Annotated in this window: 20 protein-coding genes; 15 read left to right on the top strand and 5 right to left on the bottom strand. The window is 50.0% G+C overall.

Annotation, left to right across the window (positions count from 1 at the left end; all coding sequences use genetic code 11):
- The first annotated feature begins 82 nt into the window (after positions 1-82).
- The 8 genes from trpB (at position 83) to DFR60_RS12110 (ending at position 9,696) form a co-directional block, all read left to right on the top strand.
- Positions 83-1,300, top strand: a complete 1,218-nt coding sequence (gene trpB, locus DFR60_RS12145) for a tryptophan synthase subunit beta (protein WP_002602050.1) — start codon at positions 83-85, stop codon at positions 1,298-1,300.
- 166 nt (positions 1,301-1,466) lie between these two features.
- Positions 1,467-2,441 carry a LacI family DNA-binding transcriptional regulator gene (locus tag DFR60_RS12140; protein ID WP_110323133.1) on the top strand — a complete coding sequence of 325 codons (975 nt, stop codon included), beginning with the start codon at positions 1,467-1,469 and terminating at the stop codon, positions 2,439-2,441.
- Between the two features lie 41 nt (positions 2,442-2,482).
- Positions 2,483-3,604: a phosphate/phosphite/phosphonate ABC transporter substrate-binding protein gene (locus DFR60_RS12135; RefSeq protein WP_110323132.1), complete on the top strand. Its 1,122-nt coding sequence runs from the start codon at positions 2,483-2,485 to the stop codon at positions 3,602-3,604.
- A gap of 99 nt (positions 3,605-3,703) precedes the next feature.
- On the top strand, positions 3,704-4,462 hold the full coding sequence (gene phnC / locus DFR60_RS12130; RefSeq protein ID WP_110323131.1) for a phosphonate ABC transporter ATP-binding protein: 759 nt from the start codon (positions 3,704-3,706) through the stop codon (positions 4,460-4,462).
- Positions 4,459-5,280 carry a phosphonate ABC transporter, permease protein PhnE gene (gene phnE, locus DFR60_RS12125; RefSeq protein WP_110323130.1) on the top strand — a complete coding sequence of 274 codons (822 nt, stop codon included), beginning with the start codon at positions 4,459-4,461 and terminating at the stop codon, positions 5,278-5,280. The genes phnC and phnE (DFR60_RS12125) overlap by 4 nt, the downstream gene beginning before the upstream one ends.
- 15 nt (positions 5,281-5,295) lie before the next feature.
- A complete protein-coding gene (gene phnE, locus DFR60_RS12120) occupies positions 5,296-6,105 on the top strand; it encodes a phosphonate ABC transporter, permease protein PhnE (RefSeq protein WP_110323129.1) in 810 nt (269 codons plus the stop codon).
- Between the two features lie 2 nt (positions 6,106-6,107).
- Complete coding sequence (locus tag DFR60_RS12115) at positions 6,108-7,631, top strand: bifunctional metallophosphatase/5'-nucleotidase (protein ID WP_110323128.1); 1,524 nt, start codon at positions 6,108-6,110, stop codon at positions 7,629-7,631.
- 334 nt (positions 7,632-7,965) lie between these two features.
- Positions 7,966-9,696 carry a carbon starvation CstA family protein gene (locus DFR60_RS12110; RefSeq protein WP_110323127.1) on the top strand — a complete coding sequence of 577 codons (1,731 nt, stop codon included), beginning with the start codon at positions 7,966-7,968 and terminating at the stop codon, positions 9,694-9,696.
- Positions 9,697-9,955: 259 nt separating this feature from the next.
- Here the strand turns inward: DFR60_RS12110 and DFR60_RS12105 are convergent, their stop codons facing one another.
- The 4 genes from DFR60_RS12105 to DFR60_RS12090 all read right to left on the bottom strand — a co-directional run bounded on the left by DFR60_RS12105 (position 9,956) and on the right by DFR60_RS12090 (position 12,373).
- A complete protein-coding gene (locus DFR60_RS12105) occupies positions 9,956-10,219 on the bottom strand; it encodes a hypothetical protein (protein WP_110323126.1) in 264 nt (87 codons plus the stop codon).
- A gap of 242 nt (positions 10,220-10,461) precedes the next feature.
- On the bottom strand, positions 10,462-10,971 hold the full coding sequence (locus tag DFR60_RS12100; protein ID WP_243005054.1) for a GyrI-like domain-containing protein: 510 nt from the start codon (positions 10,969-10,971) through the stop codon (positions 10,462-10,464).
- Between the two features lie 36 nt (positions 10,972-11,007).
- Positions 11,008-11,487 carry a hypothetical protein gene (locus DFR60_RS12095; RefSeq protein WP_110323125.1) on the bottom strand — a complete coding sequence of 160 codons (480 nt, stop codon included), beginning with the start codon at positions 11,485-11,487 and terminating at the stop codon, positions 11,008-11,010.
- A 22-nt stretch (positions 11,488-11,509) separates the two neighbouring features.
- Positions 11,510-12,373, bottom strand: a complete 864-nt coding sequence (locus DFR60_RS12090; RefSeq protein WP_110323124.1) for an AraC family transcriptional regulator — start codon at positions 12,371-12,373, stop codon at positions 11,510-11,512.
- Between the two features lie 297 nt (positions 12,374-12,670).
- On the opposite strand from DFR60_RS12090, the gene DFR60_RS12085 reads away from it, so the two are divergent.
- Together DFR60_RS12085 and DFR60_RS12080 are read left to right on the top strand one after the other, a co-directional pair.
- Positions 12,671-13,054, top strand: coding sequence for a LytR/AlgR family response regulator transcription factor (locus DFR60_RS12085; protein ID WP_110323123.1), 384 nt, complete (start codon positions 12,671-12,673; stop codon positions 13,052-13,054).
- Positions 13,055-13,077: 23 nt separating this feature from the next.
- Positions 13,078-13,821, top strand: coding sequence for a sialate O-acetylesterase (locus DFR60_RS12080; protein WP_110323122.1), 744 nt, complete (start codon positions 13,078-13,080; stop codon positions 13,819-13,821).
- Positions 13,822-13,848: 27 nt separating this feature from the next.
- Here the strand turns inward: DFR60_RS12080 and DFR60_RS12075 are convergent, their stop codons facing one another.
- Positions 13,849-14,697, bottom strand: coding sequence for an AraC family transcriptional regulator (locus tag DFR60_RS12075; RefSeq protein WP_110323121.1), 849 nt, complete (start codon positions 14,695-14,697; stop codon positions 13,849-13,851).
- Between the two features lie 324 nt (positions 14,698-15,021).
- Between DFR60_RS12075 and DFR60_RS12070 the strand changes: the two genes are divergently transcribed.
- Genes DFR60_RS12070 through DFR60_RS12050 form a run of 5 tightly spaced genes read left to right on the top strand, consistent with a single transcriptional unit; the run spans position 15,022 to position 21,021 of the window.
- Positions 15,022-16,296: an ABC transporter substrate-binding protein gene (locus tag DFR60_RS12070; protein WP_110323175.1), complete on the top strand. Its 1,275-nt coding sequence runs from the start codon at positions 15,022-15,024 to the stop codon at positions 16,294-16,296.
- 26 nt (positions 16,297-16,322) lie between these two features.
- Positions 16,323-17,234 (top strand): carbohydrate ABC transporter permease, encoded by a 912-nt coding sequence (locus DFR60_RS12065; RefSeq protein ID WP_110323120.1) that lies wholly within the window; start codon positions 16,323-16,325, stop codon positions 17,232-17,234.
- A 17-nt stretch (positions 17,235-17,251) separates the two neighbouring features.
- A complete protein-coding gene (locus tag DFR60_RS12060) occupies positions 17,252-18,076 on the top strand; it encodes a carbohydrate ABC transporter permease (protein WP_110323119.1) in 825 nt (274 codons plus the stop codon).
- Positions 18,077-18,125: 49 nt separating this feature from the next.
- Positions 18,126-18,794 carry a YesL family protein gene (locus DFR60_RS12055; protein ID WP_243005053.1) on the top strand — a complete coding sequence of 223 codons (669 nt, stop codon included), beginning with the start codon at positions 18,126-18,128 and terminating at the stop codon, positions 18,792-18,794.
- Positions 18,795-18,825: 31 nt separating this feature from the next.
- Positions 18,826-21,021 carry an alpha-galactosidase gene (locus DFR60_RS12050; RefSeq protein ID WP_110323117.1) on the top strand — a complete coding sequence of 732 codons (2,196 nt, stop codon included), beginning with the start codon at positions 18,826-18,828 and terminating at the stop codon, positions 21,019-21,021.
- Positions 21,022-21,099: the final 78 nt, after the last annotated feature.

The following is a 21,099-nucleotide window of genomic DNA, read 5'->3' as shown; positions in this document are numbered from 1 at the left end:
CGCAAGTCTTTCATGCGCTCCCTATTTATGCTATACTGTAAACACTTAGCGGCTAACAAAAACAGTTATAAAGGAGAAGGATATGGATTACAGGACATATTTGAAGAACTACCCGGACAAAGACGGGCGTTTTGGCCCTTATGGAGGCGCTTATTTAACGGATGAACTGATCCCCGCTTTTGAGGAGATCGCGGACGCGTACCAGACGATCTGCCACTCCTCCCAGTTTATCAACGAACTGCGGAGAATCAGGAAGGAGTTCCAGGGCAGACCGACGCCGGTCTACCACTGCGAGCGTCTCTCCAAAAGCATCGGCAACTGCCAGATCTATTTAAAGAGAGAGGATTTAAACCACACGGGGGCTCATAAGTTAAACCACTGCATGGGCGAGGGCCTTCTGGCGAAATTCATGGGAAAGAAGCGCCTGATCGCGGAGACAGGAGCAGGACAGCACGGTGTGGCTCTGGCCACGGCTGCGGCTTTCTTTGGCCTGGAGTGTGAGATCCATATGGGGGAAGTTGACATTGCGAAGCAGGCTCCCAATGTGACGAGAATGAAGATTCTGGGCGCCAAGGTGGTGCCTGTGACACACGGTCTCAAGACCTTAAAGGAAGCGGTTGATTCCGCTTTCGAATCATATGCGAAGAATTATAAGGACTCGATCTACTGTATCGGTTCCGCGTTGGGCCCGCACCCATTCCCGCTGATGGTGCGTGATTTCCAGTCGGTCGTGGGATACGAGGCGAGAGACCAGTTTTATGAGATGACAGGGATGTTCCCGGACGAGGTGTGCGCCTGTGTCGGCGGCGGAAGCAACTCCATCGGTATGTTCATTCCATTCCTGGATGATCCGGTGGACATTACCGGCGTGGAGCCTTTAGGCAGAGGCGAGAAGTTAGGCGACCACGCGGCTTCCATGAAGTTTGGAGAAAAGGGCATCATGCATGGCTTTGAGAGCATCATGCTGAAGGATGAAAACGGAGAACCGGCGCCGGTATATTCTATTGCCAGCGGTCTGGACTACCCGTCGGTAGGACCGGAGCACGCATTTTTACATGACCTGGGCCGTGTGAAATACGAGACAGTCAGCGACGAGCAGGCCATGGAAGCTTTCTTCAAGCTGTCCCGCTACGAGGGAATCATTCCCGCGATTGAGAGCTCCCACGCCGTGGCATACGCGATGCGCAGGGCGAAAGAGATGAGACAGGGATCGATTCTGGTGTGCTTAAGCGGCAGAGGCGATAAGGATATCGACTATGTGGTGGAACATTATGGATATGGCGATCAGTTTTTAGATTAACTGTGAGACTGCCACGTACAGTGAGGGGAGGCCTGTAAACGGTCTCCCTTTTTGATTTGTAAAGAACGCTTTATTTCTAGGTAAAATTTCAGTAAATATTTACTATTTTCATTGACTCTGGAAGATAATGGAACTATAATAAAATTGAAAGGTGAGGATGTAAAACATGGCTACAATTAAAGAAATTTCTCAGCTGGCGAGCGTCTCGAGTACGACGGTATCGCGTGTGCTGAATCAGGATGACACCATTGTGGTAAGTCCTGAAGTAAGAAAGAAGATATTTAAAATTGCCCACGAATTAAACTATGTCCCACCCAGAATGCGGCATGCGCAGAAAGAAAAGGAAATTGTCATAGGAGTTGCGGATTGGCACATCATCAGGAAGGACAGGCCGAATATCCGGATTTCTTCTCTGGACTGCATTGCAAAGACCATGGCGGGAAAGAACGACGTGAAGTTTGTACGTATGGACAAGGCGGCACCGTCACATTACGACGGAATCATCGCCTTTGGTGTCTTCTCCGAGTCGGAGATGGAGAGTCTGCGGATGCAGAGCTTTGCCATCGTGTTCATTAATTCGGATCCAAAGGACTACGAGTACGACTGTATCGTCATGGACTTTACAAAGGGAATCCGGGAGATGTTAGACTATCTTCTGGACAGAAAGCAGTACCGGAGTGTCGGGTACATAGGCGGACTTTATGAAGAGGGAGACTTGCGCATCGGTTACCGGAGACTGGAGGGCTTGAGAGAGACCTTCCGGGAGCGGGGCTGTTACGATGAGAATCACTTCTTTATCGGAGACTTCAGCCGGGATGGCGGATACGAGCTTGCAAGACAGGCGGCAGCGTCGGGGCATTTGCCGGAAGCGGTGCTTTTAGGCAGCGACGAGGTGGCCGAGGGGGTGCTGGAGGCATTTCTTGATGCGGGGCTCCGGGTACCCAAGGATGTGGCCGTGGTGATCTACAAGGACATCGAGACACTGGAATCCCAGTGGCCGACGTACACCAAGGTTCGGATGTTTCCGGAGATTGTCTGGCAGACAGCCATTAAACTTCTTCTGGAACAGATCCAGGGCGGACGCAGCGACAACATGACAATTTATCTTCCCACCAAGCTAGAGGTTGGCGACAGCGCATAACGGTAACCCCAGAGAAGATGGATCAGGTAAAGGAGAGCGTTATGAAAAAATCAGTTTCTGTAATGATGGCAATTGCACTTTGCGCAGCTATGGTCAGTGGATGTTCAGGTACCGGCGGACAGAAGGAGACTGCGGCGGATACGACGGCTGCAGTGGAGACAACCGCTTCCGGAGCATCGGAAAAAGCGGCTGAAGAACAGACGACTGCGGCGGAAAACAAGAAGATTGACAAACTGAACGTATACTTCGTTCCTTCCAGAGAACCGGAAGAGATTGTAACGGCAACAGAACCATTAAAGGATATGTTAAAGACAGAACTCGCCAAGGAAGGATATGATATCGGTGATGTGGTTATCACAGTGGGAACCAGCTATGAGGCGGTAGGCGAGGCACTTTCCGCGGGAACGGCGGATATCGGATTGATTCCAGGCGGTACTTATGTGCTTTATGACGACGGAGCGGATGTCATCCTGACAGCAACCCGTGATGGACTGAGCAAGAATTCCGACAGCGCCAAGGACTGGAATGACGGCAAGGCGACAGAGCCGACAGACCAGCAGGTTACTTCCTACCGTGCGCTGATGATTGCAGGGCCATCCGAAAAAGGACAGGAACTGGCAAAGAAGGTTAACAGCGGAGAGGCTCTGACCTTTGATGATTTAAGCAGTGCCAACTGGAGCGTGATGTCTTCCTCATCACCGGCCGGATATATCTATCCGTCTTTATGGCTTCAGGAGAACTTTGAGAAGAACATTCTGGATCTTGGCCATGCGGTTCAGTCCGATTCTTACGGCAGCGCATTTGCAAGACTGGCTTCCGGACAGGTGGATGTCCTCTGTACATACGCAGACGCCCGCAGAGACTATGAGGAAAAGTGGAATTCCGAGTATGGAAGAAGCGGATCGATCTGGGAAGAGACGAATGTGATCGGTGTAACTCCTCCAATCTATAACGATACGGTCAGCGTAAGCAAGACTTCCAAGATTATGGATGACGCCTTTAAGACAGCCATTCAGAATGCCTTTATCAACATTGGAAAGACGGAAGAGGGCAAGAAGGTAATCGCCATTTACAGCCATATGGGATATGAGCCTGCACAGTCTTCCGATTACGATAATGAGCGCGCAGCACAGAAGATGATTCAGGAATTAAATGCCAAATAAGTGATAAGCACGATTATTAAGGAGGCACCGTAAAGAAATATGGTTTACGGCGTCTCCTTTTGGGTTTCCATGAGAAAATACTAAAGTCGAGGTAGGAGCATGATTGAATTTGATAAAGTAGGAAAGACGTACCCCAATGGTTTTAACGCACTGAAGGATGTCAATTTAAAGATCGAGCAGGGAGAATTTGTGGCGATCATTGGCCTTTCCGGCGCCGGGAAATCCACGCTTCTGCGGACCATTAACCGGATGCACGACATCACCGAGGGGAAGCTTACTGTGGACGGAACCGATGTGATGCAGCTGAAAGGGAAAGAACTCCGCCGCTTCCGCAGAAAGATCGGCATGATCTTTCAGTCCTTTAACTTAGTGACCCGGACAAAGGTCATCAATAATGTGCTGATGGCAAAGGTGCCGGATCTCTCCTTTATCCGGGCCCTTTTCGGGATCTATCCGAAGGAGGACAAGCTGGCGGCCCTGGAGGCGCTGGATAAGGTAGGGATTCTGGACAAGGCGTTTGTGCGCGCGGACCAGCTCTCCGGCGGGCAGCAGCAGAGAGTGGCTCTGGCGAGAACCCTGGCACAGGATCCGCAGATCATCCTGGCGGATGAGCCGGTAGCATCCTTAGACCCGGTAACGGCCAAACAGGTTATGGAGGATTTTCAGCGGATTAATAAAGAAATGAACATCACCATCCTTCTTAACATTCACCACGTGGAACTGGCGCTCACGTACGCCAGCCGCGTGGTCGGCATCCGTGCGGGCCAGATCGTCTATGACGGCCCCGTATCCGATGTCAATGAAGAGATCCTGAATAATATCTACGAAGGGAAGCTGGAGCAGGAGGTGGCCGGATGAGTTTATACGACAAGGTCTTTCCGCCGAAGAAAATGACGATTTCCAATGGTAAGACGATCGAAAAACCGGCTTCGCGTCTGCCTCTCGTTGCGGTTATCCTGCTGATTATGACGGCCATTTCCGTGAAGATAACCGGATTTGACTTAAGGGTTTTGGCCGAGAGGGGAAATCAGTTTTTTGTTATACTGGGCATGATGATCCCGCCGAGGGTCTCCTATATGTCTCAGATCTGGAAACCGCTTTTCGATACCATCAAAATGTCGCTTTTAGGTACGGTGGTCGGCGCGGTGCTGGTTATTCCGTTTGCCATGGCAGCCTCCACCAATGTGATTAAAAGCAGGCTGGTCATCAGTGTCATGAGGCTGTTCCTGAGTATTGTGAGAACGCTTCCTACGCTGGTAACCGCACTGATCGCCACTTATGTGTTCGGACTGGGCACTCTGGCAGGAACCACGGCGATCGCCATTTTTACATTCGCCTATATGGGGAAAATCCTGTATGAGGAGATCGAGACGGTGGATATGGGCGCCTTCGAGGCAGTGGAAGCCATCGGGGCTACGCGGGTCCGCGCATTTGTCAGCGCGATTATTCCGCAGGTGCTTCCTTCCTACATTTCCAATGGCCTGTTCTGTTTCGAGGGAAATGTCCGATACGCCGCGATCCTCGGCTACGTGGGCGCGGGCGGACTGGGGCTGATCCTGAACGAAAAGCTGGGCTGGAGAGAGTATTCCAGCGTCGGCATGATTCTGGTCCTGTTGTTTCTTACGGTATTTATCATCGAATCGGCGAGCCGTTACTGCCGGAAAAAACTGGTATAGAGGGGAGAGCGGAAAATGAACAAACAGATTGAACAAGCATATAAAGATCGTCCGCGCAGCACGGTGTACCAGATTGTGATATCGGTGATCGTGGTGGCCCTGATCGTATGGTCCGGTTCCGCGGTGGAATTCACGGGAGGCGGAGCAAACGGCGGACAGATCGCCTTAAACATTTTAAAGGGAATCTTCCATCCCGATCCGAAGCTGCTCTTTAACTTTACCATGCAGGGCGTGCCCTACCTTCTTCTGGAGACCGTCTGCATCGCTTTTTTGGGCACACTGGTGGGCGCGGTACTGGCTATCCCGTTTTCGTTTTTGTCCGCATCGAATCTGATGCCGGCGCCCATCGCCTGGCTGAGCCGGATGGCCATCATGGCAATCCGTACCGTGCCGGCTTTCGTCTATGGACTGATGTTTATCCGTGTCAGCGGGCCGGGGGCATTTACGGGACTTTTGACCATGTCGGTGTGTTCCATCGGTATGGTGTCCAAGATGTATATTGAGGCAATCGAGGATCTGGACATAAGAATTCTGGAGTCCCTGGACGCCTGCGGCTGCAATACGATGCAGAAGATCAGGTATGGAATTCTGCCTCAGCTGATTCCGAATTTTGCATCGACGGTCATTTACCGTTTTGATATTAATTTAAGAGATGCCACTGTGCTGGGTCTGGTCGGCGCGGGCGGTATCGGCGCACCACTGATCTTCGCCATGAATTCCTATCGCTGGAACGAGGCAGGAGCTATTCTGGTGGGACTGATTGTGCTGGTTCTGATTGTGGAATACATTTCCACGAGAATCAGGGTAAAACTGACGAGAGGATAAACATGAGAAAGACAGCAAAAATTTATTATACATCAGATGTCCACGGATATCTTTTCCCTTCTGCATACACGGAACGGAGCGAGAAGCCGGCCGGACTGCTAAACTGCATGGCCAATTATCAGAAGGACGGGAATACGCTGGTCCTGGACGGGGGCGACACGCTTCAGGGGTCCCCCATGGCCATTTACCTGTCCGCGGGCAGGAAGGAAGGCCTGGAGGCGGAACATGCCATTGCGGACGTCTTTAACGCCGGCGGTTACGACGCAGTGACTCTTGGGAATCATGATTTTAACTTCGGATATGAGTATCTGAAGTATCATTTAAATGCCTTAAACGCGCGCTGCATCTGTGCCAATGTCCGAGACCGGAAAGGCCGCCTGGGAGTGATATCCAGCCAGGTATTTACCATGGAAAATGGTCTGCGGCTGGGAGTAACCGGTGTGGTAACCGATTTTGTCAATGTGTGGGAACAGCCGGAGCATATGAGAGATTTGGAAGTGACCGACGCCTTTTCGGCGGCAGAACGGGAACTGGAGCGCTTAAAGGCGATCTCGGATGTGACGGTGTGCATCTATCACGGCGGCTATGAATGTGATCTGGAAACCGGAGACCTGCTGAGTGAGAGCGGGGAAAATGTGGGATGCCGGATCCTTCGGGAGCTGGATTTCGACGTGCTGCTGACCGCTCATCAGCACATGATGGTGCCTGCCAGGAAGATAAATGGGACTACAACGTTGCAGCTTCCGGCAAATGCGGTCTGCTATGCAAAGCTGGAAATCGCCTGTGAGGATGGAGAAGTGTCCGTCTCGGCCTCGATCAATCCGGCGGGAGAGATTCATGATGAGGAACCGTACCGGTCCCTGTTTCCGCTGGAGCAGAAGGTCCAGCAGTGGCTTGACGAGAAGGCTGGCAGCCTGGAGGAGGATATTCCCCGGCAGTCCAAGCTTGCGATGGCGCTTCAGGGCTCCAGGGTAGCCGATTTCTTTAACCAGCTCCAGCTGGAATATTCAGGAGCGGATATCTCCTGTGTGGGGCTGGGGAACACACCGATGGGACTGGCGAAACGTGTGACGACACGGGATATCGTGTCTGTGTACCCGTTTGCCAATACGCTGGTGGTCCTGGAAGTGGATGAAACGGTGATGAAGAAGGCGCTGGAACGGTGTGCGGAATATTTCACTGTGGAAAACGGAGAAGTGCGGATTTCGGACGTATTTTTAAAGCCTAAGGTCGAGCATTATAATTACGACTTTTTTGCCGGCATTTCCTGTGAGTTTGACCTGCGCAGACCGGTGGGAGACCGTGTGACGAAGCTGCTGTATGACGGGGCACCCATTGACGGCCGGAAGCTTACGCTCTGCATGAGCGATTACCGTGCCAGCGGGACAGGCGGCTATGACTTCTACCGCAAATGCCGGGTGGTGAAACGGATCGGCTCCGAGGTGCCGCAGATGGCCCTTCAGTATTTAAGAGAGCATGAGACTGTGCAGATTAAAACAAGGAGCGATCTCTCCGTGGTATGGTAACGGCAGTCAATTCCCTGAATTTATATAACCGGGAGTTATAAAAGATATGTAAATAAAGTATAAAAAAAGTATAAACTTTTTATAGATTTCTATATGGTAAAGTGATAAACTCCATTTCATCAGAGGTTTGGAATGAAAAAAGTGAAAATTTGTCCCTGGCGCCTTCCCGACTGGAAGAAGCGCTGCGGATGAAGACGGGGCTTACCGCGCCGCATGACTGCCGCCCGACAGGCGGTAATAAGCGAACAGCGGAAGGGGCGTTTCTTTTTTCTCCAGAACTTCTGACCAGACACAGGAGGAATTGGTCTGGTTGAAGAAAAAGGAGAGACAGAGTATGAATGGCTTGACAATGATGATACTTGCCGTCGCAGTGCTGGGCGGCGCGTACCTGATCTACGGGAGGTATCTTGCAAAGAAATGGGGCGTCAATCCGGATTCCAAAACGCCCGCTTATGAGATGGAGGACGGTGTGGATTACGTTCCGGCCGATACCAACGTGGTATTTGGCCACCAGTTCGCATCGATTGCCGGCGCGGGGCCGATTAACGGTCCGATTCAGGCGGCGATGTTCGGATGGCTTCCTGTTATGCTCTGGATTCTGCTGGGCGGTGTGTTCTTCGGCGCGGTACAGGATTTTGCATCCATGTATGCATCCGTGAAAAATAAGGGCCGTTCCATTGGCTATATCATCGAACTGTATATTGGAAAACTTGGGAAGCGGCTGTTTCTGCTGTTTACCTGGCTGTTCTCCATACTGGTTGTAGCGGCGTTTGCTGATATCGTGGCGGGAACCTTCAACGGTTTTGACACAAATGGAGCCACAGTGACTGCCAACGGTGCGGTTGCGACGACGTCGCTACTGTTCATTGTATTTGCAGTGGGACTGGGGTTCTATTTAAAATACACGAGATTTCCTAAGATGCTTAACACGCTGTTTGCGATTGCACTTCTCGTTCTGGCCGTAGGTATGGGACTGGCATTCCCCATCTATATTCCACAGAGCGCATGGCTGATTTTCGTATTTATCTACGTGATCATTGCCTGTGTGACGCCGGTGTGGGCGCTTTTGCAGCCTCGTGACTACTTAAACAGCTATCTGCTGATCGCCATGATCGTGGGATCGGTGCTTGGCATCTGTGTATACAATCCCTCTATGAATCTGCCATCCTTTACAGCCTTTAAGCTGACCGCGGCTAACGGAAGCGTCTCCTACTTATTCCCGGCGCTGTTCGTCACCATCGCCTGCGGCGCTGTATCGGGCTTTCACTCTCTGGTCGCCTCAGGAACGGCCTCCAAGCAGATTAAAAATGAAAAGAACATGCTTCCGGTATCCTTCGGAGCCATGCTTTTGGAAAGCCTTCTCGCCATTACGGCGCTGATTGCGGCCGGATTCGTCGCCACACAGGAAGGACTTCCGGCAGGAACGCCGCCGCAGCTGTTTGCACAGGCCATTTCCATCTTTTTGACAAGCCTCGGGCTTCCGGAGTCGGTCTGCTATACGTTAATCACCCTGGCGATTTCGGCGTTTGCGCTGACGAGTCTCGATTCCGTAGCGCGTGTGGGACGTATCGCGTTCCAGGAATTTTTTACAGACGACAGCGTCGCTCCGGAGAATCAGACTGCGCTCAACAAGGTTCTGACTAACAAATATTTTGCCACTATCCTGACGCTGGTACTTTGCTACGCACTTTCCCGTGCCGGTTACGCCAGTATCTGGCCGCTGTTCGGTTCGGCCAACCAGCTGCTTTCCGCACTGGCCCTGATCGCCTGCGCCGTATTCTTAAAGAAGACAAAACGCCAGGGCGCTATGCTCTGGGGGCCGATGGTGATCATGCTTGGCGTCACATTTACGGCTCTGGCTTTAAAGATCACAGAGCTGGTGACCGCGCTTTCCGGCCAGTTTGTCTTTGGCAATGCCTTGCAGCTGGTATTCGCAGTGCTTCTTCTGATTCTGGGCGTGATCGTAGCCTTTGAAGGGATTAAGAAGCTGATTGGAAAAGATGAGACTTCAGAAAATACAGAGACCGCAGACACAGACAAGACTGCGGGTGAAGTAGTTGCATAAATAATCTGCGGGTGTGGACGCCGCATTACCATGAAAGGGGCTGTGAAAAAAATGGAGTTGATCTGACTCCGTTTTTCCAGCCCTCTTTTTTTAGATAATGTAGACACAAAAAGCTGTAAAAGGGAAAGTGCCGTCTCCAATTAGCAGGATAGGGCATATAGCAGTAAAACTTTCTGTGAAGAGGCATAAAAAAATCCTCATAAGTATGAGGATGAACCAACTGAATAATACTATTTCCGGGAGCGGCAGAAATAGGGTGCTATTTAAATATTTTTTTTGCTGCCTCACAGAAAATTTTTACAGCCATGTATATTAATATAAAATCTAAAAACAGATACAGGATATTCACATATGTTGATCTGAAAATAGTTATTCCCACTCTGCCAGATGGAAAATTTATATATGCAAATGGATAGCCAAATCCATCGAGTTCGCCATGTCTGGGTACTAAGTATGTTGTTAGTAGTATTATTATAAAAGTTATTCTAACATACATTGTTTCAAAGGAAAAAAAATTCTTCATAACATCCCCCTTTTCTCCTTCTATTGTAACACCATCTCTTAAAATTGTCTATTTTCCCCTTACCTGATTGGCCAGATAACGTCGGTTATCTGTTCCTGGCACAAGATATATATCCGCTTAAAAAAATCTGAAGATGTTTTATGAAGAAAGTGTTAAAGCTGGCTGAGTATCTCCTGGAGCCCCAACGCTTCCAGGCTGTGTACCTGAAAGCGTTTTTTCTCATGGGATTTTTCACCGTTGCTTTACTTTTTCTCCACCGCAATCCAGACCTCCACAAGGCCATTCTCTCCATAATACTCGAGATCCGGTGCGTTTGATTTCATCCGGCCGGTTATGTAGCCTTTATTTAACGGTCTATATTTAAACTTCGGCAGCCATTTTGTGATGGCCTGCGCTTCCGTTTTTCCAAGCGTTTCAAGCGTACAGGGGAAGATGGCCCAGGTTCTGGCCGGTATTTCATAAGACGAAAATGTATCCCCCGCCTCCGTATCGCTCGATACCGCTATAAGATAATCGAATATCCGCGGATCGGCTTCATCGGTGTTATAGATATTAATGCCGAACAGGCCGTAAGGTTCCTGATTCGCCCGTGATAATAAGTCCTTCTCAAGTCCTTTCGCTTTGAAGTCCGCCCAGTGTGCGGGAATCATTTTCCTTCCCTGCCCTTTTTGATTCGTTGTGCGCATGGCAGGACCGACAACGCGGAAACTGTCTTTTTTCTCGATTCGAAACGGCGGTTCCATGTTTCTCATAATTGTTATTCCTTTCCGGTTAGAAATTACGTATTTTTAAGCTTGTACGGCTGTCTTTGCCTCGTTTAACAGCAGTGCTTTTACGAAAGCCCTGTTATCGTTTTTTAGCAAAAACAGGAATGCGCTGCTGCGGCATTTTTGCTGTCGCTGGCCTCTCAGGATAAAGTCGTAGCCCATGGCGCATTTGGAGTTGCATGCGGATGGGTCCAACAGGCGTTTGCACACGGGCGCGTCCTGGAGGGCATTTGCCAGCTCGTCGGAGATGGTGTCGAACACCTCCATGTAGTCCGCCAGATGGTTTGGATAGATGCGGACCATCAGTCCCTTTTTGCGGAATACGTAGTTGAGGATCGTCTTATTATTCTGAAGGCAGGAAACGACATAGCCGCTTTTTGCCTGTTTTATCTCTGTTTTGCAGCCGAGTTTCGTTAACTCCTCATGCAGTTCCCTTACAAACTCCTGATTTTCTCCACCGACAGTGGATAAAAAATCATCAAATGTATATTTTTCGCTCATAACACCGCTCCTTTTTTTATTTTCATCGCTCTTCTATAATGGGTATCCATATCTGGGCCTTATACGTATCGCTGGTCTGATCCCCGTCGCTGTACCATTCCAACTCGGGACAGGGCGCATGCTTAAAGGGGTACTTTATAAGCCACTCCTCGTTAAGATACTTCCAGCCATGGTGTATGGACTGCGGTATTTTACCATGGCAGTCGAAGACGGCCCATGCGGCCGGGGGAATGACGATCTCGTCAAATCCCGGAGGCGCTTCCTGATCGGATATTACCATGATGGAGTAGACCGTCTCATTGTGCTGTTCACAAAAATCGGTAAACAGACCGAAGATTCCTTTCGGATTACCGCGGTCCAGCGAAATCAGTTTCGCCGTATCGCCCCGCACATGGCATTCGCTCCAGAATTTGGGGATCTGGAGGTAGTGCTCTCCGTTTTTACAGGAAAATGTTTTGCTTATACCGATAAGCCGGAAAGACTCTTTCTGGTCGATATGCCACGAATACTGCTGTCTGTTTGATATCTGCATCTTCGGCGCTATTTTTAATTCCGAACGGCCATCCCTTGCTTCTTTGGGCGTTATGCCGTGAAACTGCTGGAAGGCTTTCGTAAAGGAGGTCGGCGAGGCATAGCCGTACTTATAGCTGATATCAACCACCTTTAAATCCGTGCTTTTTAAGTCATAGCCGGCCAGCGTCAGTTTTCTGGAGCGGATGTACTCGGAAAAACTGATTCCATTCATATAGGAAAAGACCTTCTGAAAGAAACCAAAGGAGCAGCCCGCAATGTCCGATACCACGTTTTCATCAATGGGTTCTTCCCGCCGCTGCAGATGGTCTTCCACATAATCGATGATTCTTTGTAATTTTTCGTTCCATTCCATTTTAAGTGATCTCCGCCTTCCTGGTTGTTTTTCTATTTTACCATTTATAAAACCTAATTTCCTCTTATTATTGGTACTGGATAGATAATTTATTACAATTCGCGGCCCCACCGGCAGAGCCAGACGGCGAAGGCCTGCGGTGGGGCCGCGAATTGCAACCTAATTTATCATAAAGATAGACTTCTTCCCATTTTTATGGTATCGTATTTCTTAACAAAGGAAATAATTTTGATTACCGGAGGCTGTTGGAATAGCGATATTCCGGGGCTTCTTTTTAGATGAAAATCAGGAGGGGTTATGAGTATCAGGGCGATTGTAGTGGACAATTCAGAGGAGCTTCTGGAGAAGATTTCCAGAATTTTAAGGGAGATGGAGGACGTCGAGCTATGCGGCAGCTTCGGCGAAGCGATTGCGGCGATTCAATATGTAAAGGAGAATCCGGTGGATATCGTATTTTCCGACGTGGTTATGCCGGATATCAGCGGGATCACGCTGGCATCCAAGATATATCAGCTTCCGGATCCGCCGGAGGTAGTGCTTTTATCCGGGATACCGGGGTTCTCTCTGGAGGCGTGGAAGATTCGTGCGTTCGGTTTTATCATTAAGCCGTATACGAGAGGGCAGATTGTAGATATGCTAAACCGTTTCCGGTGCGAGAGGAATGCCCGGAAGGTTCTGTAATCGATTGGAACAGGAGAGGACTTATGATGGAAGCAGATATATTGTTATTTATGGGACAGAGCAATATGGCCGGACGCGGCGACGCTCAGCTGGCGCCGGAGGTGCTGCCCGGGGCGGCCTGGGAATACCGGGCGGTGACGGAGCCGGACAGACTGGTGCCGCTTGCGGAACCATTTGGAGTAAATGAAAACCGTGAGGGAGGGGTCTGGGAACCAGGCATGAAGACCGGTTCCATGGCTGCTGCGTTTGTAAATGCGTGTTTTCGGAAAACGGGCCGGCCGGTTATCGCAGTGTCGTGTTCCAAGGGCGGTTCCAGCATCCTGGAATGGCAGCCGGATACTCCGTATTTTAAGGACGCAGCGGCGAGATTTCAGGCATGTGTAAGCTTTGCGGAGTCTCAGAAGATCGCTGTTCATTCAATTGGGATGGTCTGGTGTCAGGGATGTACGGATGCGGACAATGGGATGACGAAGGAAGAATACAAAGAGAAGACGCTGACCTTATTCCAAGCCTTTCAGGCGCTGGGCGTTGAGAGAATTTTTTTGATTCAGATCGGGAACCACAGAGAACTGCCGGATCTCTACGTTCCCATGCAGGAGGCCCAGGAGGAGCTGGCGGAGTCCGTGGAAACCATTTACATGATATCACGGTCCTTCCGCACATTCCGCGACAGGGGCCTGATGAAGGACTCCTACCATTATAAGCAGGAGGCGTATAATCTGGCAGGGGAAGAGGGGGGAGCCCAAACTGGGGAAATCCTGAAATAAAACAGAAAATGAATTGTTACTGTGAATTTACTTATGCTGATTGGCCAGTCTCCATTCCCGTGGAGGCTGGCCATACGTTTTTTTAAAGGCCCTGGAAAAATGCAGCTGGCTGGGGTAACCGACCCGTGCGCTGATCTCTCCAATGGGAAGATTGGTCGTCTCCATGTACTCGCAGGCCTTTGCCATCCGGAAACGGATCAGGAATTCCTGCGGCGTAATAGAGAGGACATCCTTAAAGATCTTGCCGAAATAGCTGCGGTTTAAGTTGCAGAAGGCGGCGATGTCCTCCACCGTGATATCGTTCTGGTAGTTGTGTTCCACAAATGAGACCGCCTCCCGGGCATAAAAATCCTTCAGCTGGCCGCCTACAGCCGTCATGCGGCGGTTGGAGGACTTGACCAGTGCATCGAGAGCCAGGTATAAATGGCCGATTAAATGAAAGGAAGATTCGGTTGTATGGCCGGCAATATAGATCATCTCGTCTTTTAAGACCTGTTCCATGGCCGGATTATTGCTGTTGTAAACCGGCAGATCGAAGGACAGTCCGGACAGGGCAATAATTTCCGGCGCCTTTAAGCCGTCGAATTCCACCCACGCATACTCCCACGGGTCCAGGGAATTGGCGATGTAGGTATTGGTCTGGCCGGGCGAGATTAAGAAGCCCTGACCGGCGTGAAGATGGTATTCCGTATCTTTTTTACTGCTGTCGGTGGATATTAAGAGCCCCTTTCCGGAAATGATGTAGTGAAACAGGTAATGATTGCGCGCTGCCGGACCGAAGGAGTGGTGCGGATCGCATTTCTCCCATCCGTACTGAAACAGGGTACAGTCGACGAAATTTTTATCGGTAAAGAGAGCAAACGAAAAATTAGACAAAAAAGCACCTCCCCTCCTGGGATTTCTGGGAATTAATTATAAACATTATATACCCAAATGCGTGGTGACTTCAAGATATTTCGCACAAGGAGGCATTTTGGTATATTTGTATCAGGGTATTTCCATTTACGGTGAGAGTGGCAATGTGCTAATATATAGTCACAGAAACGAAGACATAAATACAAAATGTGCACAAATAAAAGAAAAATTCATTGGCCGATGAAGAAAATAAGCTGGTAATAATAACGAAAACTCAGAACAAATCAGGATTGCAAGGAGGAAATTAAAGTGAGCAAATTGTGGAAAAAAGGTATAGCACTTACTATGGCGGCGACCATGGCGGTATCTTTAACGGCGTGCGGCGGCGGAAATTCTTCATCAGGCGATAAGAAAGAAGCGGGAAATACACAGGCTGCAGACGCAGGCGGAAAACTAAATGTAGCAATTTGGGATAACGGACAGAAGCCGGGACTGGATCAGATTCTCGCTGATTTCACGAAGGAGACCGGAGTCGAGACGGATTTACAGGTAATCACATGGGACAGCTACTGGACTCTCTTAGAGGCGGGAGCCTCAGGCGGCGATATGCCCGACGTATTCTGGATGCATTCCAACGAGGCGACCAAGTACATGTCCAACGACATTCTTCTGGATCTCACAGATAAGGTAGCGGCCAGCGAAAAGCTGGAGATGGATAAGTTCCCGTCTGACATTAAGGAAATGTACCAGTACGACGGAAAGACCTACGCGGTTCCAAAGGATATCGATACCATTGCCTTATGGTACAACAAGGATATGTTCGACGAGGCCGGAATCGCTTATCCGGATGATACCTGGACCTGGGATGACTTATACGACGCAGCGGTGAAGCTGACAAAGGACGACGGAAGCCAGTACGGAATCGCCATGAACCCTTCCAACGAGCAGGATGGCTGGATGAACGTGATCTACTCCATGGGCGGTAATGTCATCTCAGAGGATATGAAGAAATCCGGTTTTGATGATCCGAATACCATCAAAGCTATGGAATTTGTTGATAAACTGGTGAAAAATGCAATGCCGCCGGCAACCGTCATGTCTGAGACCGGCACGGACGTACTGCTTGGCTCCGGCAAGATTGCCATGCTGTCCCAGGGTTCCTGGATGGTGGCCGCGTTTAAGGACAATGAGTACATATCAGAGCACTGTGATGTAGCGGTTCTTCCAAAGGATGCTGAGACGGGAAAACGTGTTTCTTTATACAATGGTTTAGGATGGGCGGCAAGTGCCAGCACGAAGAATCCGGAAGCGGCATGGAAGCTGATCGAATTCCTGGGAACGAAGGATATGCAGTTAAAGCAGGCACAGCTTGGTGTTACCATGGCGGCCTACGAAGGTGTTTCGGACGACTGGGTAAAAAACACGGATAAATTTAATTTACAGCCGTATCTGGATATGATGAACAGCGATATCGTGTTCCGTCCGCATTCCAGAAGCACTCTGGTATGGTGGAACATGATGACGGCCGAATTAAAAGAAGCATGGTCAGGGAACCAGGATATGAGTACAGTATGTAATACAATTGCGGAAAAAATGGATCAGATGCTGGCAGATGAGTAAGGCCCATACGAAAAGGAGGGATTTCTGTGGCAAAGGGAACAGAATTGAAAATAAAAAGAAAGATTACCAGCCGGGAAAAGAATGAGTTTTTGTGGGGCTGGGCGTTTATCCTGCCAACCATGATCGGGCTGATTGTACTGAATATCTATCCGATTATCAAAACTATTTATGAGAGCTTCTTCAAGACAGGCGATTTCGGAAAGGGCAACATCTTTATCGGCCTGGCCAATTACCAAAGGGTCTTAACGGACCCGGAGGTATGGCAGTCACTGCTTAATACATTCAAATACGCCATCGTGGAAGTACCGTTTTCCATCATCATCGCCCTGGTTCTGGCCGTGCTGCTGAACCGAAAGATGAAGGGGCGGGCCGCTTACCGTACAATTTTCTTCCTTCCTATGGTTGCGGCCCCTGCGGCGATCGCCATGGTGTGGAGATGGCTTTTTAACTCGGAATTCGGCCTTTTAAATAATGTGTTCGGAACCAGCATAAACTGGATTTCCAATCCGAATATCGCCGTCTATTCCATCGGCGTCATCGGTGTGTGGTCCATCATCGGGTATAACATGGTTCTGTTTTTATCAGGGCTCCAGGAGATTCCGAAGGATTACTATGAGGCGTCCAACATCGACGGAGCCAGTGGAATCTACCAGTTTTTCCATATCACAGTACCGCTTCTGTCGCCTACCATTTTCTTTGTGACAGTGACCAGAGTGATCGGCGCGCTTCAGGTGTTTGATTTAATCTTCATGGTTATGGACAGAAATAATCCGGCGCTTTCAAAGACGCAGTCCCTGGTCTACTTATTCTATCAGTATTCCTTTGTTCAGAACAATAAGGGCCTTGGTTCCACCATCGTTGTGGTGCTGCTGGCAATCATTATGATTATTACGGTATTCCAGATGAAGGCACAGAAAAAATGGGTTTATTATAATTAGAGAGGGGGAGACGAAACATGGAAAAAAAGAAAAAAGCGGCGGCCATATCGATTCACGTTGTTTTGATCCTGGTAAGCATCACAATGCTCGTGCCGTTTATCTGGATGGCGCTCACCGCATTTAAGACCTCAACAGAAGCAACTTCTGTCAATCCGTTCGTCATCTTCCCGGCTGTATGGCAGACGGATAACTTTAAAACGGTTATCGAAAATATGGATTTTCTGCAGCTGTATATCAATACCATCCTGCTGATTGTGGGCCGTGTGGCGGCCGCGGTTCTCACGGCGACGATGGCGGCGTATGCGTTTGCAAGGCTGGAATTCAAGGGAAAGAACTTCATGTTCTCCCTGGTCCTGTTTCAAATGATGGTGCCTGGACAGATTTTTATCATACCTCAGTATTTAATGGTAAGTAAGATGGGGCTTTTAGACACCGTGTTCGCCCTGATCTTCCCGGGACTTGTGACTGCATTTGGAACGTTTCTGCTGCGGCAGGCGTATCTGGGACTTCCGAAGGATCTGGAAGAGGCGGCGCGTCTGGACGGCTGTAATATTGGTCAGACATTTTTATATATCATGGCGCCTCTAACGCGCTCTGGCATGGTGGCGCTCGGTATTTTTACCGCGGTATTTGCCTACAAGGATTTAATGTGGCCCATGATCTGCAACAAGACGGTGATGCCCCTGTCCGCCGCGCTGGCAAAGATGCAGGGACAGTACACGAACAATTATCCGCAGTTAATGGCGGCTTCCCTGCTGGCCTGTGTGCCGATGATTGTGATCTACTTAATATTCCAGAAACAGTTTATTGAAGGAATTGCAACTTCCGGCGGAAAGCTGTAGGATAAAAACTACAGGATAACGGCTGAGAGAGAAAGGGATGTGGAAAACGATGAATATATTGAGTGAAGACAGTATTTTCGGGCAGATATTCGGATTCCTGGGAAACATGATCGCGTTGAATGTTCTCTGGATTGTGACGAGTCTCCCTATCGTGACGATCGGGGCCTCGACCACGGCCATGTATTACACGGCGTTAAAACTCCATAAGGATAAAGATGTCACGGTCTGGAAAGCATTTTTTCAAAGCTTTAAGCAGAACTTCATTCAGGCGACGGCCATCTGGGCGGTTCTGGCCGCAGTGGGAGTCCTTCTTTTCATCGAAGGGAAATGGCTTCTCCTGTCGGAAAGTGCCTCCTCCACGTTCCTTTCCTTCAGCCTGATTGGTATCGGGCTGATTACGGGAGTGCTGCTGTTATATATATTTCCGGTCATTGCCGCATTTTCCAATACCCTGGGAAGGCTGGCCGCCCATGCATTCTATTTTGCCTTTCACAAGCCGGGATACTTGATTGCCACGGCTGCCATTACATGCCTGCCGATGTACTTTACCATGGTGGATGCGAAGCTTTTTCCCGTCTACCTTCTGATCTGGCTCATGTGTGGATTTTCACTGACGGCATATGGCAACGCATGGTTTTACTTGAGGCTGTTTCAGCCGCATCTCAAGGCAGCTGTGATGGAATCCGCACAGAGCGGCGCGTGGGAGCGGGAAGGCTGAATAACATAAAACAATATAAGGAGATCAGGTTATGGCTATCATAATGAATCAGGCGGAGCAGGTAATCACGCTGCAGACGAAACAGACGACTTATCAGATGAAAGTGGGCGATTACGGGATTCTGCTTCATCTCTATTATGGCGCAAGGGTAGAAGACTGCACCATGGATTATCTGCTGAACAGAAGAGATGTCGGATTTTCCGGCAACCCCTATGACGCGGGGGATGACAGAACATGTTCCCTGGATACGCTGCCTCAGGAATTTCCTTCCTATGGTATCGGAGATTACCGCAACAACTGTGTGGACGTGTGCCAGGCGGACGGAACGCGGGCCGCTGATTTCCGCTATGTCTCCTGTGAGATCAGGGAGGGGGCTCATAAGATTCCAGGGCTTCCGTGCCTGTTCGATGAGGATGAAATGGGAGAGACTCTGGTGATTTCCATGGAAGATTCGCCGTCCTCCCTGAAACTGGAACTGTACTACGTCGTGTTTGCGGACCGCGATATCATCGCCCGCTCCGCGAGAATCATCAATGGCGGAAACGGAGCGGTCAGGCTGGAAAAGATGATGTCAGCCTGCCTGGAACTGCCGAATGGAGCGTGGGAAGTGATTCATTTCCACGGGAGGCACGCGATGGAACGAAGGCTGGAGCGCCTTCCGCTGATGCATGGGACGATGGAGGTGGGAAGCCGGAGAGGTACCTCCAGCCATCAGCACAACCCGGGTGTGATCTTGTGCTCTCCTGATGCGACCGAGGAACACGGAGAGTGTTACGGTCTCTCCCTGATTTACAGCGGCAATTTTTCCGCGGAGATCGAGATGGATCAGATGGATTCCGTGAGGGTTGCATGCGGTATCCAGCCGGAATCCTTTGAGTTTCTGCTGGAGCCGGGAGAAGCCTTCGATACGCCTCAGCTCATGATGACTTACAGCGGAAGCGGCCTGGGACGCATGTCAGCCAACTTTCATTCCATTATCCGACACAATCTGTGCAGGGGAAAATATAAGTTTGCCAGGCGTCCCATCCTCATCAACAATTGGGAAGCTACCTATTTTGATTTTAATGAAGAGAAGATTCTCTCCATTGCAGGACAGGCTGCGGAGCTGGGCATCGAGATGCTGGTGCTGGATGATGGCTGGTTTGGCAGCCGGAACAGTGACAACGCGGGTCTTGGGGACTGGTTCGTCAATACGGATAAGCTGAAGGGCGGCCTTACAGGACTGGTTGAGGGCATTAATCATCTGGGCATGAAATTCGGTATCTGGATCGAGCCGGAGATGGTTAATGAGGACAGCCGTCTGTACCGGGAGCATCCAGACTGGGCATTAACGATTCCGGGCAGAAAACCGTGCAGAAGCAGGAATCAGCTGGTGCTCGACATGTCCAGGAGCGAGGTCAGGGACTACGTATTCGATTCGATCTCCTCGGTCTTAAAGAGCGCCAATGTCGAGTATGTGAAATGGGATATGAACCGCAGTATCTGCGATGTCTACAGCGCCGTTCTTCCGAAAGAACGCCAGGGCGAGGTTTACCACCGCTACGTGCTGGGCATTTATGACCTGATGGAGCGGTTTACATCATCATTTCCCAATATCCTTTTTGAGGGATGCAGCGGTGGAGGCGGCCGTTTCGATCCGGCTATCCTGTATTACTCACCGCAGATCTGGTGCAGCGACGACACGGATGGCATCGAGCGGCTGGAGATTCAGTACGGAACTTCGTTCTTCTATCCGATTTCGGCCGTCGGTTCCCACGTATCGGCTATACCGAACCATCAGACGGGACGAAGGACACCGCTTGCGACGCGCGGCGTGGTGGCCATGGCTGGAAGCTTCGGTTATGAGATGGATTTAAATCTCCTGACAGAGGATGAAAAAGAAGTGGTGAAGGCGCAGGTGGAAGACTATAAGAGGTATTATGACCTCATTCACAACGGGGATTACTACCGGCTCGCCAGCCCGCAGGGAGATTCCGATTTCACCGCGTGGCAGTTTGTATCCGGCGATAAGACGAGGACTCTGATTAATCTGGTGATCACCCATGTGAGGGCCAATGCCCCCGATCTCTGGTTTAAGCTTCGCGGCCTTGACCCGGAGAAACGGTATCGCCTGGAGGAAGATGGCCGTATCTACAGCGGCAGCGCGCTGATGAACGCCGGGATATCCATTCCGATGATTATGGGCGATTATCCGGCGGCGCAGATGGAGTTTAAGGAGATAGGCTGAATATAGAGAACGGGCGGTCCGATACGGACCGCCCGTTTTGTTTTTCCATCCTTTCCGCCGACCGGGAATAGGCAGGCA

Source organism: Hungatella effluvii, assembly GCF_003201875.1.
Lineage (GTDB): Bacteria > Bacillota > Clostridia > Lachnospirales > Lachnospiraceae > Hungatella > Hungatella effluvii.
Note: the sequence above shows the minus strand (reverse complement) of the source record. Positions and strands in the feature narration are given on the sequence as shown.

What these genes read in the sequence shown, in the direction of transcription:
- trpB (WP_002602050.1), top strand. Translation starts at nt 83, where the DNA reads ATGGATTACAGGACATATTTGAAGAACTACCCGGACAAAGACGGGCGT.
- DFR60_RS12140 (WP_110323133.1), top strand. Translation starts at nt 1,467, where the DNA reads ATGGCTACAATTAAAGAAATTTCTCAGCTGGCGAGCGTCTCGAGTACG.
- DFR60_RS12135 (WP_110323132.1), top strand. Translation starts at nt 2,483, where the DNA reads ATGAAAAAATCAGTTTCTGTAATGATGGCAATTGCACTTTGCGCAGCT.
- phnC (WP_110323131.1), top strand. Translation starts at nt 3,704, where the DNA reads ATGATTGAATTTGATAAAGTAGGAAAGACGTACCCCAATGGTTTTAAC.
- phnE (WP_110323130.1), top strand. Translation starts at nt 4,459, where the DNA reads ATGAGTTTATACGACAAGGTCTTTCCGCCGAAGAAAATGACGATTTCC.
- phnE (WP_110323129.1), top strand. Translation starts at nt 5,296, where the DNA reads ATGAACAAACAGATTGAACAAGCATATAAAGATCGTCCGCGCAGCACG.
- DFR60_RS12115 (WP_110323128.1), top strand. Translation starts at nt 6,108, where the DNA reads ATGAGAAAGACAGCAAAAATTTATTATACATCAGATGTCCACGGATAT.
- DFR60_RS12110 (WP_110323127.1), top strand. Translation starts at nt 7,966, where the DNA reads ATGAATGGCTTGACAATGATGATACTTGCCGTCGCAGTGCTGGGCGGC.
- DFR60_RS12105 (WP_110323126.1), bottom strand. Translation starts at nt 10,219, where the DNA reads ATGAAGAATTTTTTTTCCTTTGAAACAATGTATGTTAGAATAACTTTT.
- DFR60_RS12100 (WP_243005054.1), bottom strand. Translation starts at nt 10,971, where the DNA reads ATGAGAAACATGGAACCGCCGTTTCGAATCGAGAAAAAAGACAGTTTC.
- DFR60_RS12095 (WP_110323125.1), bottom strand. Translation starts at nt 11,487, where the DNA reads ATGAGCGAAAAATATACATTTGATGATTTTTTATCCACTGTCGGTGGA.
- DFR60_RS12090 (WP_110323124.1), bottom strand. Translation starts at nt 12,373, where the DNA reads ATGGAATGGAACGAAAAATTACAAAGAATCATCGATTATGTGGAAGAC.
- DFR60_RS12085 (WP_110323123.1), top strand. Translation starts at nt 12,671, where the DNA reads ATGAGTATCAGGGCGATTGTAGTGGACAATTCAGAGGAGCTTCTGGAG.
- DFR60_RS12080 (WP_110323122.1), top strand. Translation starts at nt 13,078, where the DNA reads ATGATGGAAGCAGATATATTGTTATTTATGGGACAGAGCAATATGGCC.
- DFR60_RS12070 (WP_110323175.1), top strand. Translation starts at nt 15,022, where the DNA reads ATGGCGGCGACCATGGCGGTATCTTTAACGGCGTGCGGCGGCGGAAAT.
- DFR60_RS12060 (WP_110323119.1), top strand. Translation starts at nt 17,252, where the DNA reads ATGGAAAAAAAGAAAAAAGCGGCGGCCATATCGATTCACGTTGTTTTG.
- DFR60_RS12055 (WP_243005053.1), top strand. Translation starts at nt 18,126, where the DNA reads ATGAATATATTGAGTGAAGACAGTATTTTCGGGCAGATATTCGGATTC.
- DFR60_RS12050 (WP_110323117.1), top strand. Translation starts at nt 18,826, where the DNA reads ATGGCTATCATAATGAATCAGGCGGAGCAGGTAATCACGCTGCAGACG.